Source organism: Anaerolineales bacterium (assembly GCA_037382465.1).
In the GTDB taxonomy this organism is placed as follows: domain Bacteria; phylum Chloroflexota; class Anaerolineae; order Anaerolineales; family E44-bin32; genus WVZH01.
This window is the reverse complement of record JARRPX010000004.1, coordinates 107,829-126,017: the sequence shown is the minus strand read 5'-3', so window position 1 is coordinate 126,017 and position 18,189 is coordinate 107,829. Positions and strand designations below refer to the sequence as shown.

Here is an 18,189-nt window from a genome sequence, read left to right as displayed (position 1 = left end):
CGATCGTCAGGCGTTCCTCAAATTGGTGAGCAATTCTTGATACCCTTCGATGTCGGGGGGTTGGAGAGTGATGATTCTTTCGATGATTCGAATTGCTTCGCCGTTACGCCCGGCGTCGAGGAGGATCTCACCCAGTGCATCGAATTGTGCGATTGCATCGGCTTTGCGGCCGGCGGCGAGGTAAGCTTCGGCAAGACGCTCGTGCAGAATGCTTTTCCCGGAGTGCTCTCGCGCCAGGTCTTCAATGAAAGTCAAGGCGTTTTGACCGCGATCGTGCTGAACGAGATACTCGAGATAACCATCCAATTCCTGAGCGGCTTGTTCATCCTGCGCGAGACGTAAATTCAGATCGATCACGTTCGTACGCGCCTTCTCGTCGCTTGGATCCAGGGTGCGGATCTGGGAATAGACGCGCAATGCACGCCGCCAATCCAGACGAGAAAGGTCGATGTCGCCCATTTCCCGTAATATCTTTACGGACCACTCTCGGTCGACAGAACTGTCCTGCGCCAGGCTGAGCGCTGATGCCAGGGCTTTTCTGGCCGAGTCCAGTTCTGCCATTTGCATATAGATGTCCGCCAGATCGATGTAGTGTTCCAGCGCCTCTTTGTGTCGATCTTGCTGGACGAAGAGTTCGATCAGTCGGTTTCTGGCCGGGATGTTGACCGGGGCCTCGCGGATGATCTTGGCGTAGACATCTGCGGCCTGGGGAATTTCACCACGCACGCGATGCGTTTCGGCGACGATCCCCATTTTTTCCAAGCCGGCTTCCCGACGGCCGCTGCGGATCATGATTTCAGCCATGCGCATGTGCAGCGCAAGATAGGAAGGTGCGTGATCGAGCGTCAGCATCGCTTCTTCCATGGCCGCGGCGAACAATTCACGGACGAGAAGGTCGTCGATTCGGCCCAGGGATTGAAGCACGCGGTCCGTTCCGCCCACGGCGAGCATCTCGGCGATCGGAACGACGGCCGAGCTTTCCGCACCCTCGCTTTCCAATTGCATGCGTGCCTGACGAAGCCGACGCATCCAATCCGGACCGCTGAGAAAGTTGAGCGTGCTCTCAACGATACGAGCCAGTTCTTCTTCGTTGCCTTCTTCCTGGGAAACGAGCATGGCGTCGTAAAACTGATTCAGGGACGCCGATTGACTGGAATCGACGGACAGCGAATCGGCGATTCGCAGGGCTTGCAGCAGGTACCTGGCAGCTTCGGGCAGGTCTTTCTCCGTGCGCGCGATCCGACCGAGGGCGAGGTTGGTGCCCAGATCTAAATCTTCGTAACCCAACGCGGCGGCAAGATGCTTTTTAGCGGCCTGGTAATCTTCGGCCTTCTTGAGCAGAATACCTACGTTGTAGTGCGCCGCCCGATGGTCCAATCCAGCTTTAATCGCACGTTCGTATTCCTTGATGGCTTCTTTGTCTTTCCCACGTGTTTGCAGATCGATCGCCTGCCCGAGATAACGATACATCTGGGGTTGCCCGACGGATTTACGGCCCGAAAGACTCAACCCTCCAGCGAGGGCGGAAAGTCCGGATGAAGTGTCCGCCTGATCGAGATCATCTTCATCGTCCCCACTTGGTTCATCGAACAGCAGACCGGCCAAAATCTTGAGTGCATCGCGCTGCGCCGCGACTTCGGGATCTGCCACATCATCGTCGTCTACTTCCGTCTCCACGGCTTCCGCGTTGATGTATTCCTGGACCTTGGCCATCCGCAGCGGCGCGGTCGCGCCGCGCGGCTGCGAGGGCGGCGCCAAGGTTTCGCCGACCTTGAGCGCACGCAAGGCTTTACCCGCCTCAGGATGCCCGGGGACGAGGCGTAAAGCACGCTGTACGGCTTCTATGGCCCGCTCGGTGTTCCCCGCTCTTTGCAATATGGACGCCACGTTGATGTATTCGTACACCGCCTGGCGGGCATTTCCGGTCCGTTCGTAAGTGAGGGCCAAGGTGGAGCGCGTGTGCAAATCGTCCGGTGTCAGGCGTGCGATGTGAATCCAGTTATCGATGGCCTTCTGAGCGTCCTTTCGGGCCAGGTAGCGCTGCGCCGCAGCATTGCGCTGCATGACGGCGTCGCTAATTTGCCCCAGGCGTTCGAAGATCTCTGCGCAGCGTTCGAGCGGGATCGGGTCGTTGGGGGTGACCTTCGCGGCCTTATGGTAGACCGAAAGCGCTTCCTTGTACTGCTCGGTCTCCAGCAGCGCCAACCCCAAACTGGTGAGCGCACCAGGATCTTCCGGCAGCTGCACCAATGCCTTGCGGTAGAACTCGATTGCCCGGTCCCACTTGAGGTCCCAGGCAGCAGAGTGCCCAAGGCGCATCGATTCTTCAAAAAGGTTTGACTGGTCAGTCATTCGACGATCTTCACCTGACTAAAAAATTCTAGGCGAGGCGAGTATAGCATAAGTCATCATCGGTCGCTGAACAACCTGACGAAATATATGCCAATCCTGCTGTCATTCGTCTCCGTTGGCATCAATCTACGGGTTTCATGCTCGCCCAGGTCACGCCTGCTTTGGCATCGGTCTTCAATGGCACACGAAGATCGAATGCGCCTTGCATGATCTTCTGAACGACGGCGGTGGTTTTGGTCAGTTCGCTTTGCGGACATTCGAGAACCAATTCGTCGTGAACCTGGATCAGCATGTCGGCTTTTGATTTCTCCTCGGCCAGTGCTTGCGGGAGGCGTATCATGGCGATTTTGATGATGTCGGAGGCCGTGCCCTGGATCGGGGCGTTGATCGCCTCGCGCATCGCCCGGGCGCGAGCCTGTTCTGAAACGGCGGACCCCGCGACCAACTGCGGGAAGTATCGCCGTCGACCCAGCAGTGTGGAAACGTAGCCGACCTGAGAGGCCTGTTGTCGAATCTGCTCCAGGTATCGCTGCACGCCAGGGAATCGATCGAAATATGCCTTGACGAAGTTTTCGGCTTCCGCGAGGGTCAAATCCGTGGAACGGGTCAGCCCGAAGGGACTCATCCCGTAGATCAGGCCAAAATTGATCGCTTTCGCCCGTCTGCGCAGATTCGGCGTTACGTCTGCAGGTTTGACGCCAAAGATCGCCGCTGCGGTGGCGCTGTGGATGTCTTGATCGTCTCGGAAGGCTTGCAGCATCGCTTCATCTTCGGATATGTGGGCGACGATGCGCAGTTCGATTTGAGAGTAGTCCACACTGAGCAAAGTGTGGCCGCTGTCTGCGATAAAGGCCCGGCGGATTTCACGACCGATTTCGGTGCGCACCGGTATGTTTTGCAAATTGGGGTTCGATGATGCCAATCGGCCGGTCACCGAACCGGTTTGATTGAAGGACGTGTGTACGCGGCCCGTTCGTGGATTGACTTCCTGGGGCAGGGCGTCGGCGTAGGTGGATTTTATCTTTGCGATCTCGCGGTAGGCGAGTATGTCATCTACGATTGGATGTGCTTCACGCAGTTCTTCAAGCACCGAGGCGGCGGTAGAGTAATGACCGGAAGCCGTGCGGCGGGCGCGATCGGGCGGGGCGAGCTTCAAATCCTCGAAAAGCACAGCCGACAACTGCTGCGTCGAATTGACGTTGAATTGACTGCCGGCTTCTTCGAAGATCTTGGTTTCGATCTTCGCCATACGCTCCTGCAGTTCTCTGGAAAGCTGACGTAAGAATTCGATGTCCAGGCTGATCCCCGTCATCTCCATTTGTGCCAGGATGGGAATCAACGGCATTTCAAGCTCTTGGAACAATTTCGTCTGGTTCTTCTCTTTTAGTTCCTTCTCGAGGATCGGCAGGAGGCGCAGACAGATCTCGGCGTCCGCAGCGGCGTACGGCGCGACTTCTGCAATGGGCACCTCGGCCATGGAACGTTGATTCTTTCCACGGCCGATTAACGTTTCGATCTCCGTCATCTCCACGCCCAGGCGGATCCAGGCCAGATTTTTCAGCCCCAGGCTGCGGGAAGCGGGATCGCAGAGCCACTCGGCCAGCATGGTATCGAATGCGAGCGGCGAAGCACGAAGCCCGCTGCGAGCGAGAAGGGTGTAATCGTACTTCAGATTGTGTCCCACCTTGGGTTTGCCGGAATCGGTCAGGGGACCACGCAGGGCTTCGATGACCGTTTCCAACGGCAGTTGCGCTCCGGCTTGGGCAGCGACGTGCCCGACGGGAATGTAATACCCCTCTTCGGGTTGGGTGGCGAGCGATATTCCGACGAGATCGGCCTGCATCTCATCTGTGCTGGTCGTTTCGACGTCGAAAGCAACGCGTTCAGCCGCTTCGAGGCGCTGGATCAGATTTTTGAGTTTTTCAGCATCGTCGACGATGTGTACGGTCCGGGATCCTGCGCTACCGCCCTGCTGATCGCTGACGAAAAGACTCATCTGGTGTTCGCCGCTTTCTTCGTCGATTTGGATGCGGTTGAGTAAAGTGCGGAATTCGAGTTCCCGAAAAATGTCGACGATTTCATCCCGGTTGTAGGCTTGCGCGCGGCATGACTCGAGATTGAACTCGATGGGCACGTCCGTTTCGATTTGGCCCAACTTCTTGCTCAGATAGGCATCATCGCGGCCTTGCTCCAATTTGTTACGGAAACGGGACTGAACCTCCGCCAGGTTGGCGAAGATGTTATCCAGGGTATGGTATTTTTGGAGCAGCGATGTGGCCGTTTTCTCACCCACGCCGCGCACGCCCGGGATGTTGTCGCTGCTGTCACCGACGAGGGCTTTCAGGTCGACCAGCTGCCCGGGATCGAGATCGTAGCGTTCGCGAACCTGTTCCGGCCCGTAGTCGGTCGCTTCGGAAAGCTTCTGGCCGGATAATTGAATGGTCACGTCGTCGGTGGCAAGCTGCAGGAGATCACGGTCACCGGTGACGATGATGGTATGGACGCCCTGCGCTGACGCTTGTCGGGCCACAGTGCCGAGCACGTCATCGGCTTCGTATCCTTCGGCTTCGAGAATGGGGATTCCGAAGGCCGCGATAATCTCACGGATGCGTTTGATCTGCAGGCGAAGATCGTCGGGCATCTTCTCTCGGGTGGCCTTGTACTCAGCAAACAGATCGTCGCGGAACGTGCGGCCGGTATCGAAGGAGACGGCGAGATACTCCGGTTTCTCACGCTCGAGGAGCGAGAGCAGCACGGAGACGAAGCCGTACGTCCCGGCCGTCGGCTCGCCGGATTTGGTTATCCAGCGGGAGGGATCGCCTGCACGCGTCAGTGCAAAGTAGGTGCGGTATGCGAGTGCATGGCCATCGATGAGAAATAAGCGAGGTTGGGTAGTCATCCTGGACGCTCCCTTGGAATAATCGGTGAGGTATTAAATTGTAGCACCAGGCGCAATTCGTGGGGGAAACAGGGAGTCAGATTTCGATGCCCTGGGCCTTGCGGGTGGCTTCGACGAAGGCATGCAGCCGTTCCGTCGGCGGTGATCCACCGGTGATCAGCAGGTAGCTGCGAGCCCAAAATCGTCGAGAGGGCAGGTCGTCCACAAATTCCGGAAACGCGCTGAGTATTCGCTGTGAAAGATCGTCGCGAAGCCGGAATACCGCATTCGATGGCGCAGTCTCCTGGGAAATGCTCATCGTCAGACAGAGATAATCGGGTTCGATCGACACTTCATCCGCACGCCAATCCCACGCCAGGCAGAGACGAATCACCCATTGCTGCAGATTTTCCGCAAGAGCGCCCGTCAGGCGGTGCTCCGGGAATCGGGGTACAAGCACCGCAGTTACGGGAAGGTAGTACTCCGCGTCGGGCAGCGGGATTGGTTCCTGTGCATCCGGGGTGGAGTCCGAATCCGGGAAGGCGTCCTCGTCGAGAAAGGGCAGGTGGGATTCGGGTTTGGGTTTGTCGGGCACCCAATCCCCAGGGATCGCTGCGACGGTGTCTGCTTCTTCAATCCGGTGCTCTTCGATTTCTGCGGGTGCTTCGTCGGGTTCCGGAGGGGGCAGGTCGAGATCGTCGAAAAACGGCATCTCTTGGGCCTCCGGTTCCGCATCGAAGATTTCGTCGAACGATGTCTCTTCTTCGTCTCGAGCGGAAACTGGTGCGGTATCGGGTGCGGATTTCTTTATGGAAGGCAGGTCGAGATCTTCGAAAAACGGCATCTCTTGAGTCTCCGGTTCCGCATCGAAGATTTCATCGAACGATATGTCTTCTTCGGCTCGAGTGGAAATCGGTGCGGTATCGGGTGCGGATACCTTTATAGGAGGCAGTTCTTCCTCGTGGCCGGACAGATCGGTGTATTTGAGTCTATCTGCGGCGTGTCTGGCCTGGCGGCGGATGATCCCGAAGGACGTGCCGGAGGGATAGATCAGCGCCAAAATCCAATTCGGCATCAAACCGTTGGCATAGAGGATGCAGTCCCGTTGTGTGCCCGGCAGGCGAGTCAGAGTGGTAATGGCTCCGCGGGCGCCCGAGCCGACTCCGATTTCAGCAATCTTTTCTGCGAGTCCCTGGGCTTGATCCGCAGTTATCCCACCCGTTTGTGCCCATTGCCGGCCGTGGTGCAAGAGGATCACCGCTTCGGCCGACGTTTCGTCACATATCCTGGCGAGGTACTGCGTGGTTCGATCCGCGTCGTCCGCCCAGGGTGCCGGCGTGTCCATGACCTCGATGAAGGGGGCTTCCTGTGGGAGGGATTCTTGGATCTGTTCCGTTGCCACAGGCTGCGTCGGCAGATCAATCGCTGCGGAGACGATTTCGTTGAGTTCAGGAAGGTAAAAGGGCTTCGTCAGCATGCCGCGGATTGGAAGATTCGACAATGCAGGATCGTGCGGGTCGTTGTTGGGCGGAATGGCGATGATGGCCATGTCCGGATTGGTGGATTGGATGCGTTGAATACAGGCCGGCGCATCGGCTTCGGAGAGATCGAAGTCGATAATCAGCAAGTGGATATTCTCCCGATCTCCGAGTTCGATCGCCTCGTCTGCGTTCATCGCCAGCGACACCTGATACCGCCCGGTTTCTTCCAGCGCATTGCGGATCAAAGACCCGAATTCTTCCATCTCTTCAACAACGAGTACATTCGCAACCATAGCTTGAATCTATCACGCGTGCTTTGAATCTGCCAATTCAACCGCTGGAATGCGGCAAGCATCTGCACAAAATATACCTCGATAAAGAGCGAAAATCCCCGCGAGTCTTCGAACTTCGCGGGGATTTTTCACATCTATCCGCTGCGCAGCGTCAGGGCGTGTAGTAGGTGACTTTGAGGATTACCGTGTTGAAAGTCAGGTAATCGTTTCCATTGTCATTATCGGTCTGTTTGTTGAACTGCAGACGCAGCTTGAAACGACTCGACCCCACCTTGGTCTGGAGGGCATTGACCATGTCGGCATCCGAGACGGCATTTCCCAGGCTCGAGTTTGAGCTCCAGGAAATAAGCCGGCCGGAAGAGGGTGTGCTGCTGACGAAATCGGAGGCGTCCAGGCTGCCGTAATCGTCCTTGAAGATGAAGAGCGCCCCGAGCGCCGAGAACGGCGTTCCGCTCACGGTGAAATCGCCGAGGTCGATCACGACTTCCGTGATGACGGCGTCCGCCGGGATTCCGGTGATATTGAAACTCAGGAAGGCCTGGGAGGAATCGTTGCTTACGTTGTCTCCGGCGATTTTGTTTCCGAATACGAAGCCGCCTTTGGTCACCTGCCCACTTTCGCCGACGACGAGGGGAACGGTTTTCGTTGTCGTGTTGGGAACGACCTTGATTTCGACCCAGAAGGGATTTGTGCCTCCTGCGCCGATGCCGAAGTTCACTCCCGATCCGTTGCGCAATTTCCAGTAGCCTTTGTAGGTGCCCGGAGAGCTCGGCGCGGTCAGATCGACGGAGACGTCCATGGTCGCACCAGGCGCCACGGTTCCACTGGTGAGCTGTTTGGAAGCGGGCCCTCCCATCGAATCACCGCTGTCGAAAATGAGTGCATAGCTGGAGGTCCAGGTGCAGGAGCCATCGTTCTTCAGGCGCCAGGTCTTGGTGAAGTTCTCGTTCGGTTCAAATTCCTCCCCGTCGGGTACGGTGACGTCCGTAACGAAGGCGGCGCGGTCGCAGGGGATGGTGGTATTCGTGACCGTGGGTGTCAGCGTTTTGGTCGGCGTGGGGGGCTCCTCCGTCGGCGGCGCTTCGGTCGTGGCGATCACAGGCGGCGGAGGTTCTGTCGTTTCCACGCTGCCGGGTTCCACCGGTTGGGTGAGACGGGCGGACACCGTCTGTGCGGCCGATGTGGCGAACAGATCCGGGGTAGCGCCCATGCCGGGGAAATTACAGGCCGAAAGAATCAAACCGGCCGCAAGAATAAAGACGAGTGTTGAAGTTTTTATCCGAGTCAGAAGGCTCATCTTGGTGTCTCCTTCGTTTTGATATCTTCTTCTCCGTGTACCCGCTAAGAATATGATCATTCAAAGCCGGCAATCAGTATCAGGATGCTACTGTGAGCCGCCAATTTTGACAAGTGGCGTTCGCTTAATCTGGCGCTCAGAATTTTCTTGAGCAGCATGGAAAATCCCCGCCGAGAATCAGTTCGACGGGGATCAGCATCCTGACGCCAGGTAATTATGGTGTGTAGTAAGTTACCTTGATCACAATCGTGACCAGTTCCAGATAGTCTGCGCCGTGATCACCATTTGTGTCATCGGCGAATTGGAATCGCACTTTAAAGCGACTGCTGCCCACTTTGCTCTGCAGTGCATTGACCATATCGTTGTCGGCGGTTTCGGTTCCCAGGCTCGATGTCGAAGACCAGGACATCAGCCGGCCGCTCCCCGGAACACTTCCGACGTAGTCGCTTGCGTCCAGGCTGCCGTAATCATCCTTGAAGATGAATAATGCGCCCAGGTCACCAAAGGGATCTCCGGTTTTATTGTAGCTGCTGACCTTCGTCGTAACCTTGGTGATGATGGCGTCCGACGGTATCGCACTGATATCGAAGCTGACGAATGCTTGTGTGGATGTATTCGTGTGGCTGTCACCCACATACCTTCCAAATCCGGTTGAGCCGGTGGATTCCACCTGTCCGCTTTCCATTTCTTTCATCGGCAGGGTGACCGTGGTGGTGTTGGGAACGACCTCGATTTCGACCCAGAAGGGATTCGTGCCGCTCGTTCCGATGCCGAAATTCACACCCGATCCGTTGCGCAGTTTCCAGTAACCCTTGTACGTTCCCGGTGAACCTGGCGCGGTCAGATCGACGGAGACGTCCATCGTGGCGCCAGGCGCCACGGTTCCACTGGTGAGTTGTTGGGATGCAGGTCCGCTCATCGAATCGCCGCTGTCGAAGATGAGCGCGTAGCTGGAGGTCCAGGTACACGAGCCGTTATTTTTCAACCGCCAGGTTTTGGTGAAGCTCTCGTTCGGTTGCAGTTCTTCCCCGTCCGGGATGGTGACGTCCGAAACGAAGCCGGCGCGATCGCAGGGGATGGTGGTCTGCGTGATCGTAGGCGTGAGCGTAATCGTTGGGGTAGGCGGTTCTTCCGTCGGTGGCGCTTCAGTCGTGGCGATCACGGGCGGCTCGGGCTCTGTCGTCCCGTCTATACCTGGTTCTACCGGCTGCGTCAGCCGGGCGGATACGGTTTGCGCTGCGGACGTGGCGAACAGATCCGGGGTGGCGCCCATACCGGGGAAATGACATGCCGAAAGGATCAGGCTTGCTGCAAGGATCAGGACGAGAGTTGTTGTTTTTGTTCGAATCCAGAGGCTCATCTTGTTGTCTCCTTCATTTTGAAATCTTCTTCTTTGTTAAACAGGCATGGCATTGAGCGTGAATGGCCAGTAGTTCGGATCAGGATGCTACAACAGCCTGCCTGTTTCGACAAGATGCCCGTCGCGAGAACGTCGCCTTCAATTTCAGGGCGCTCGTTTTCGCCCGGCGTTACGGGCATATGCATGCCGCAGCGCCCGTCACGCCGCCGGACCAAGTGCCCCCGCTTGCTTCGCAGTCTTCCTGGCCGAGATCCGGGGTGCAGACCGGCGGCGTTGCCGTCGGCGGCGGAGGCGGATCGACGACCGGAACGCCGCACGTGCCGTACGGGTTATCCGGGCCGTCCAGCAACCCGAGCCAGATCCAGCATTGATGCTGATCGACCTCGAACTCTCCGTGCGTAAATTCGGGATTCAAGGCGATCAACCCGGCGCTCTCGCCCTGCATGAGAATGGCAATCTGGTCCGATTCGACGTAGTCGCTCTCCCGGCAGTTGGCATTTTGCAGCGCGATGAAGACACACGCGGATAACTCCGTTGTGGGAGTTGGCGTGGGGGTCGAGGTCGGCGTCGATGAAGGCGTTTCCTCACGCTGCGGCCCTTCGAGGGAAAACGGCATCCACGAAGTCGGTGAACATAACGCTTTCCCCAGTATTCCTGGGGCGTTGCCCTCTCCGGCGGTGATACGCCAGCGGTAAAACCCCGGTTGAGCGGGGAGCGCGAAGCTGCTGAAGGCGATGCTTGTCTCCTGCGTCGTTTGATTCACACCCGAGCCGTCCGGTGCGCTTAACTCTACCTGCCAGACGATCCCGTCGGCGACGCCGGGGCCTGGCGTCCAGGAAAGCAGCGGGTCCTCGCTGGTTTGGAAAACGGTTCCGGCCGGCGGCGCGTACCCATCCGGTAGAAGCAGCTCGCTGCATAGTGGTTCAATCTTCGATTCCTCTTTGGGAGGGAGCAGTTCCAGGTGCACGTTGGGAAGCGTACTGCCCAGGGTCAGCAGGGCGATGCCGAACACTGCGCCAGCAGCACCGCCGGCGGCGGCAAATCGGCCGGGCGATTTGCCCCGGCTGCGACGTCCATTGCCCAGGGCGCCGGTAAGAATGAACGCCAGTAAGACGAGGTCGGGCCAGGGGAAGACGAGCGTGAGACAGCTGGCCAGGATGTTCTTGGCGAATTCGGAGGTGTTGGCCGCGCCGTCTGTTGCGGTGGCGGTGAGCGGATCGCAGAAACCGACCCCGCTCAGCGGTATCGTGAAATGACCACTCGAATCGGCGTTGCCGCTTCCCACATACGTCATGCCTTCGCCGAACGCACCTTGACCCGAATCGGCGATGAAGATTTCCACGGTACAGCCCGGGCAGGCGTCTCCTTCCGCCGTGTTCACATTGGCGGACTGCAGCTCGGGGAAGTTGAGCAGCGTGTTGGGGCCGACGTCCGTGTCCCCAGGGTCGTTCAGGGTCACACCCGCGGGTTCCAGATCGATTCCCAGGGCACGATTGTGGTGGATGCTGTTACGGCTGAAGGTGTTGGATTCGGGAAAGCCCATCGAACTCGTACCCAGAATGCCCTGCGTGCGGCCGTAGGCGATCTCGTTTCCGATGACGCGGTTTTTGTGCGCCAATGCGTACAGGCTGAGCCCGGCTTCCTGGCTGAAGATGATGCGGTTTGCTTCTCCCGGGCCGTTTCCCCCGATGATGTTCGTGTTCCCCATGATGGTGACACCATACTGGTTGCCCATCATGAGAGTTCCGGCGAGATTGGTGCCGATGATGTTGCCGTACACCTGGTTGTATTCCGCGCCGCAGTACAGATCGAGGCCGATGCTGGTGTTGGCGGCGATGATGTTCGCTTCGCCGGGGTTCGTGCCGCCGATGCGGTTGTGATCACCGTTCACCTGGACGCCGCCCTGATTGGGGATGGCGATGTTCGTCGACCAATCGGTTCCGACGCGGTTGCCCAATATCTTGTTGTCGTCCGAATAGACCGCCATGGCGCTGATGTTGCCCGAAACCACGTTATCCTGGATGATTGACCCGTGGGCGGTTTCGTAAACGTAGATACCCAGGCCGTTGAGGATGGCCGTAGTGCCGGAAGGATCGACGCCGATGAGATTGTCCCGGATCAGGTGGCTGCCGGCCCAGATGTCGATTGCCGTTCCGTTGCAATTGAATACGTTTTTGAGAATGCGCTGGTTGCCGGCGTCGGTATCGATGCGAACGCCGTATTGGGTGTTGAAGAGCGAACAGGTGGGTTGGTAGCCGATGTGATTCAACTCGATCAAGTTTCCGCCGCCGCGCTCGATGTAGATGGCGGTTTCGTGCTGCAGGGTGGGGTGCATGAAGTCGATGGTGTGCAGCCCGCGGATCACGTTCCCGTCGGATTGGATCCAGAGGCCGATGTGCGGTCTTACACAACTCGGATTTGCAGATGGCGTCAGCGTGATGACAGGCGTCCCCGCATAACCCGGTTCCGTCGTGCCGTCGATCGTCGTCCCGCCGTCGGTGAGTTTGGGCAGCAGACTGCACAGTTCGATCACGTGCGGTCCGGCGCCGGGAATGTCGAAGGCGATCGTGTCCGCGCCGGGGTTGGCGTTGGCGGCGTTGATCGCCTCGCGCAGGGAACAGTGATCGGCGTCGCAGGTCCCGTCGTCGAGATCGTCGACCGTGTTGACGACGAAGGTGCTGGCTTCTGCTGGGAATGGAAAAGCGAGGGTCATCATCGCCAGCAGGCCCAGGGTCAGCCAGGCCTGGGAAATGTGTTTGCGAGTTCTCATCAAAGTGCTCCTTACATCAACCTCTGGCTGCGATTTTCGATCAACTTCACGGCGTAGTATTCTCGAATCGGTTTTACTCCGGGCACACACATCCCGCAGCGCCCGTCACGCCGCCGGACCAGGTGCCTCCGCTCGCTTCGCAGTCCTCCTGGCCCAGATCCGGAGTGCAGACCGGCGGCGTTGCGGTCGGCGGCGGCGCTGGATCGATGACCGGCACGCCACAGGTGCCGTACGGATTTTCAGGACCTTCCAGCAGTCCGAGCCAGATCCAGCACTGCCCGTGATCGAGTTCGAACTTACCGTGGGTGAACTCGGGATTCAGGGCCAGGAGTTCAGCCGATTCCCCCTGCATGAGGATATCGATCTGCAGCGACTCCGGATAGTCGCTGGCGCGGCAGTTGCTGTTGCGTACCGCCGTGTACAGACAGACTCCCGCAGGAGACTCGGGCGTGCTGGTGGGCGTCGGGGGTTGTCCCTCCGGGGTATCCGGTGTCCACGGCGGCGCCAGCAGTGGTGACAATCCGATTTGGAACGTCAGCCAGGCGGAGGGCGTGCAGAAAGCCTCCCATTCAGCAGAAGCGTCGTCGAACCGTTCGCCGCTCAAGCGCCAGGAGAATCGATCCCCATCATCGAAAGCGAGACCAAACGCAGTGAAAGGCAGCGTTAAGTTCTCCGTTGTTTGCTGACCCGAATCGTCGGGACCATTCAATTCCAGGATCCAGCGGAAATCACCGTTCGACGGTTCATTCAACCAGGCCCACGCGAAATCGAAGTTCTCGTCGAGCACGATTGCGCCATCTTGCGGGACGAATGCCTGCGGATCGAGGTAGGCATTGCAGGAGGGGACAAGTGCCGTCAGGCCTTCGGAGACCGCGTGTTCTTCTTCTGGCGGAAAGCGAAAGATCGGAATGAAGGAGGTAGCCAGGAGCAGCCCGGCGCCGATCAATCCGCCCAGCGCTGCGCCAGCAGCGGTCCCCAGGCCGGGTCTCTTGCCGCGGCCGCGCCCGATACTACCACCGGCGGCCGCACCACCGGCCAAGAAGACCACACCCAGGAAGAGTAAAAGGTGCGGCGAGAACGTGAAGCAAGGTCCGATAAGGAAGTTCTGGGCAAACTCGGAGGTATTGCCGTTCGAATCGGTGGCGGTGGCCGTAACGTAATCACAGACACCTGCGGTAGAGAGCGGATCGACACTGATGCTGAAATTACCGGCAGTGTCGGTTAACCCCTCGCCGATAGGCGATATGCCCTCTCCGTATCCGGAGGGATCCTCTTCGCTTTCGAAAATTTCCACCGTGCAACCCAGACAGGATGTTCCCTGAACCGTGGCAGTCGTAGCCGAACTGATCACGGGGAAATTTTGCAGGTTATTGGCGCCGCTGTCTGCGTCACCCGGGTCGTTGGGGGTCACGCCCCAGGGGAAGAGGTCGATACCGAGTTGATCGTTAAAGTAGATGTTATTGTAGTGAAAGGTGTTTTGGATCGACGTTCCGGTCGTAGCGCCGGCGGTGATGCCCCGTTCGTTCCAGGCGATGTAGTTGTTTTGAACCAGGTTATCGCTGGCGGTGGTGACGAACTGGATGCCGTCCTGGATATTGTGCATCACCCAGTTGGCTTCCATGGGTAGATAGATGCCTCCGATCGTGTTGTTGTTGGCGCCATCGAGCAGGATGCCCGTGGTGTTGGGCAGACTCGAATCCGGACTGTTGCCTGCGCCGATCTTGTTGCCTTTGATGTAGTTATTCTGCGCATTCGGGCCGAGGAAGATGCCCGTGTCATTGCCGGAGATGATGTTACCAGCCGTGCTGCCCGGTACGAGCATGATCGGAATCTCACCGCCGATGACGTTATCGCTGCCGGTGATGTGAACGCCGGTGTCGTTGCCTAACGCCAGGTCGCCGCTGGAATCCGTGCCGATGAAGTTGCCCGAGATCTGATTGCTGCTGCCGGCCAACAGCACACCGATCTGGCCGTCGCTGACCTGATTGCCCTCGATCAGGTTTCCACTGCCGGTCACCCAAATACCGGTGTCGTTTCCCAATCCGAGCGTACCGCTGGTGTCCGAGCCGATGCGGTTGTTGGTCACGGAGTTATCGTCCGTTACGACTTGAACACCGGTATCGTTGCCCGAAATGAGGTTCATCCAGGCGGGATTTGGACCTCCGATTTGCACGTTGCTGGAGGGATTATCCACCAGGATGCCGACGGAATTTTTCAGCGTGGGGCTGGTGAACGTGCCCGTGGGATCGGTTCCGATGTAGTTCAAACGGATGACGTGATCGCTGCGGAAGACGTGAATGCCGTTGACGTTGCCCGAGATGCGGTTGGAATAGATCTGCGACGCCTCGGAGCCCATCAAAATACCGTCTCGATTTCCGACGGGCGTTCCGGAAGGATCGAGGCCGATGTAATTGTGCTCGATCGTGACGTTCGAGCCCATGTGGGTCACGATTCCCCCGGCGACGGAGGCGGAAGGACTTCTAAAACCGATGATGCTCAGGCCGGTCACGGTGATGTCGCTGGCGGCGATCCAGATCCCGACTGGTGGAGGAAAGCAGCCCGGATAGGCGGACACATTGAATATCCCCGGCTTGATCACGACCACCGGTACGGTACCCCCATAATCGGGCTCCGAGGTGCCGTCGATCAACGTTCCGTCGTCGGTCAACGCCGGCAGCATCGAGCAGAGTTGGATCTCGTGTGGGCCCGGTCCAGGGATATCGAAGTAAATATACTGAACGCCTGGACTGGCATTGACCTGATTGATTGCTTCGCGCAAGGAACAGTGTGTGCTGTCACAGACGCCGTCGTCGAGGTCGTCGACCGTGTTGACGATCCACACCCCGCCGCCTGCATGAGACGGCAGCGGGGTAACGAAACCAATAACTAGAGCCAAACATACCGCATATCCCACCAACATGGTCGAGCGTCGTGATTTCATGATCTTCCTCCACAATCGAACCATCATCTCTAACCGAATCTCATCCTTGATGTTCGATTCTTAATCCGGGCAGACGCAACGGGGTTTTGTCGTTTCACCTTCCGGCCAGGTTCCGCCGCTTTTTATACACATTTCTTCGTTTAAATCCGGCGTGCAGGCGGGCGGCGTGGGCGTGTCTGTCGGCGGTGGTGGGGGATCGAGGACCGGTACGCCGCAGTTGGCGAACGGATCTTCCGGCCCGTCCAGCAAGCCGAGCCAGATCCAGCACGCACCCTGGCCGAGATTGAACTGGCCGTGGGTGAACTCGGGATTCAAAGCCAACAGTTCGGCCGTCTCTCCCTGCATGAGGATCGAGATTTGGGCCGCTTCCGAGTAGTCGCTGGCGCGGCAGTTCGCGTTCTGCAGCGCCTCGTATACGCAGGTCATTTCTTCGGGAGTCGGCGTGGAGGTCGCTGTGGGCGACGAAGTCGGGGTCGGAGAATCTTCAGGCTGGCTCCATTCGTCGGGCGTCCAGGGCGGGGCGTTGAGCGGTGGGCGTTCGCCGAATTGGAAGGAACGCCAGCCCATCTGCCGGCAGAAGGGCTCCCAGCGGTCCGTTCCGGGGATTGCTTGCTCGGCGCTGAGGCGCCAGGAGAATACGGCGCCTTGTGAGATTTCAGTATCAAAGGAAAGGAAGGGCAGTGAGTTACCGATTGTAGACAATTGCTGCATGCTGCCATCCGGTCCGAGTAGCTCGACGAGCCAGCGGAACTCTCCATCGGGCATCTCGGCAGATGGACTCCAGGTGAAATCCCAGTCGTTATCATCGATCTCAAAGATCGAGCCATCTGCGGGCGAGAGCCCGGCAGGATCGAGGAAGCGATCGCAGGGCATCTGCACGGCCGGCAAGCCTGCGTCTTCCTGTGGTTTTTCGATGTGCACAACGGGCAGCACGATCGCCAGGACAACCAGTCCACCGCCGATCCCGGCGCCGATGGCGGCGCCGCCGGCGGCGGAAGCCAGCCCGGGTTTACCACGGCCTGCGCGGCGGCCTCCGAGCAGACCCAGCAAGCCCAGCAGGAGGGGTGGTGCGAACAGCCACGGGCGGCGCATTACGAAGCAGGGTGAAACGCGCATGTTTTCCGAGAATTCGGAGCTGTTCCCAGACCCATCCGTCGCTCGCGTCGTAATCAGGTCGCAGGTGGAGACCAGGTTCACATCCAGCGGAACGCTGAAGTTACCAGAGGAGTCGGTGAACGCTTCCCCAACGAAGGTCATGCCTTCGCCGTAGCCGGAGGGATCGCCGTCGGCGATGAAGGCTTCCACGCGGCAGCCGGTGCAGGCGGTCCCCTGCGCATCGGTGGCCGTCACCTGGCTGAGCTCGGGGAAATTGAGCAGCGTGTTGGCACCTGTATCGGCGTCACCCGGGTCGTTAGGCGTAACGCCATCTGGAAATAAATCCACGCCCAATTCGCCGTTATCGAAGATGCTGTTGCGGTTGATTGTAATCTGCTGGGGAGTGGCTGGATTGGCTGAGAACGTTCCCAATATTATCCCGTCACCGCCGTTCTGCGTGATCGTGTTGCCAGCGATGTGATAGGTATGGGCATCAGCCAGAAGCATGATCCCGTGGTGGCCGTTGAATGCGATGAGATTGCCCCCCAGGGCGGAATTATTTCCGATAACGATGTTGTCTCCGCCGATTGTAAATATACCGACGAAATTTCCCAGCGATGCGGTACCGCTGGCGTCGGCTCCGATGATGTTGCCCAGGATTTGGTGGCCGCTGGAATTCCAGCCGATGATGACGCCGTCGATGTCGTTTCCGGAGATCAGATTCCCCTCACCGGCGTTACTACCGCCGAGGAGATTGCTGTTCCCTCCGAGGCTCACACCTTCCTGCTGGCCCAGGGCGGTATCGCCGATCAAATTGCAGCCGATGTGGTTGCCCTGGATGATGTTGTCGTCGGATTCCACCTCTATCCCGACGGCGGTGTTGCCGGAGATCACGTTCTTGTGGGTAGGATCGGAGGAGCCGATGATGTTGGCACCCGCTGAAGCTTCGATATAAATGCCGCGGTAGTTGCCCATGCCGGTTCCGCTCGTGCTGCCGGAGAAATCGGTGCCGATGCGGTTGGCGTATATTTTTTGTTCGCCGGCGCGGACGTGGATACCGTTGTCGTTGCCGGAAATGGTGTTGTGCCGAATCTCCTGGCCGGCTGCGCCGAGGAGAATGCCATCGCGGTTGCCGTCTGGTGAGCCGCCGGCGTCCAGACCGATGTAGTTTGCGTCGATAAGATTGTTGCTGCCGTTAGCGACCACGATCCCGGCGGCGATCGCCGGCCAGGTCTGGCGAAAACCGACGATGCTCAAGCCTCGCACGGTGATGTCGTCGGTTTCGATCCACAGGCCGACCGAAGGTGGAATACACGGCGGGACGTGGGTGAGCGGCGGCGGCGTATCGGAAAGGAACGCCGGCTGCAGTACGACGACGGGCGTTCCGGAATAACTCGGTTCCGTCGTGCCGTCGATGGTCGTGCCCGAACTCGTCAGCTGCGGCAGCGCGTGGCAGAGATTGATGACGTGCGGGCCGGCGCCGGGGATGTCGAAGGTGATCGTAGGCGTACCCGGCATGGTGTTGGCCCAGTCGATCGCTTCGCGCAGCGAGCAGTGTGTCGCATTGCAGACACCGTCATCGTTGTCGTCTACCGTGTTGACCTCGATGATGCCCCCTCCGGCGTAGCCGGAATGCGTGGGCTGCATGACGAGGGCGAAGACCGCCAGCGTTAAAGCGAGGGTAAGGTACAAGATCCGCTTGTTCTTCATTTTCATCTCCTA

8 protein-coding genes are annotated in these 18,189 nt (G+C 58.6%); all 8 read right to left on the bottom strand.

All coding sequences use genetic code 11. From position 1 onward, the window contains the following. Positions 1-6: 6 nt before the first annotated feature. Positions 7-2,352: a tetratricopeptide repeat protein gene (locus P8Z34_02525; GenBank protein ID MEJ2549541.1), complete on the bottom strand. Its 2,346-nt coding sequence runs from the start codon at positions 2,350-2,352 to the stop codon at positions 7-9. Positions 2,353-2,473: 121 nt separating this feature from the next. Continuing rightward, positions 2,474-5,251, bottom strand: coding sequence for a DNA polymerase I (gene polA, locus P8Z34_02520; protein ID MEJ2549540.1), 2,778 nt, complete (start codon positions 5,249-5,251; stop codon positions 2,474-2,476). A gap of 76 nt (positions 5,252-5,327) precedes the next feature. Then, on the bottom strand, positions 5,328-7,004 hold the full coding sequence (locus P8Z34_02515) for a response regulator (GenBank protein MEJ2549539.1): 1,677 nt from the start codon (positions 7,002-7,004) through the stop codon (positions 5,328-5,330). 151 nt (positions 7,005-7,155) lie between these two features. After that, a complete protein-coding gene (locus tag P8Z34_02510) occupies positions 7,156-8,301 on the bottom strand; it encodes an NBR1-Ig-like domain-containing protein (protein ID MEJ2549538.1) in 1,146 nt (381 codons plus the stop codon). 214 nt (positions 8,302-8,515) lie between these two features. After that, entirely contained in the window at positions 8,516-9,661 is a 1,146-nt protein-coding gene (locus tag P8Z34_02505) for an NBR1-Ig-like domain-containing protein (protein MEJ2549537.1), read from the bottom strand. Positions 9,662-9,830: 169 nt separating this feature from the next. Further along, positions 9,831-12,431 (bottom strand): CSLREA domain-containing protein, encoded by a 2,601-nt coding sequence (locus tag P8Z34_02500; protein ID MEJ2549536.1) that lies wholly within the window; start codon positions 12,429-12,431, stop codon positions 9,831-9,833. A 73-nt stretch (positions 12,432-12,504) separates the two neighbouring features. Further along, entirely contained in the window at positions 12,505-15,372 is a 2,868-nt protein-coding gene (locus tag P8Z34_02495) for a CSLREA domain-containing protein (protein MEJ2549535.1), read from the bottom strand. A 60-nt stretch (positions 15,373-15,432) separates the two neighbouring features. Beyond that, positions 15,433-18,177 (bottom strand): CSLREA domain-containing protein, encoded by a 2,745-nt coding sequence (locus tag P8Z34_02490; GenBank protein MEJ2549534.1) that lies wholly within the window; start codon positions 18,175-18,177, stop codon positions 15,433-15,435. Between the last annotated feature and the right edge of the window lie 12 nt (positions 18,178-18,189).

Excerpts from the sequence above, each read along its gene's own strand:
- P8Z34_02515 (MEJ2549539.1), bottom strand. The coding sequence starts at position 7,004 with ATGGTTGCGAATGTACTCGTTGTTGAAGAGATGGAAGAATTCGGGTCT.
- P8Z34_02505 (MEJ2549537.1), bottom strand. The coding sequence starts at position 9,661 with ATGAGCCTCTGGATTCGAACAAAAACAACAACTCTCGTCCTGATCCTT.
- P8Z34_02510 (MEJ2549538.1), bottom strand. The coding sequence starts at position 8,301 with ATGAGCCTTCTGACTCGGATAAAAACTTCAACACTCGTCTTTATTCTT.
- polA (MEJ2549540.1), bottom strand. The coding sequence starts at position 5,251 with ATGACTACCCAACCTCGCTTATTTCTCATCGATGGCCATGCACTCGCA.
- P8Z34_02500 (MEJ2549536.1), bottom strand. The coding sequence starts at position 12,431 with ATGAGAACTCGCAAACACATTTCCCAGGCCTGGCTGACCCTGGGCCTG.
- P8Z34_02525 (MEJ2549541.1), bottom strand. The coding sequence starts at position 2,352 with ATGACTGACCAGTCAAACCTTTTTGAAGAATCGATGCGCCTTGGGCAC.
- P8Z34_02490 (MEJ2549534.1), bottom strand. The coding sequence starts at position 18,177 with ATGAAGAACAAGCGGATCTTGTACCTTACCCTCGCTTTAACGCTGGCG.
- P8Z34_02495 (MEJ2549535.1), bottom strand. The coding sequence starts at position 15,372 with ATGAAATCACGACGCTCGACCATGTTGGTGGGATATGCGGTATGTTTG.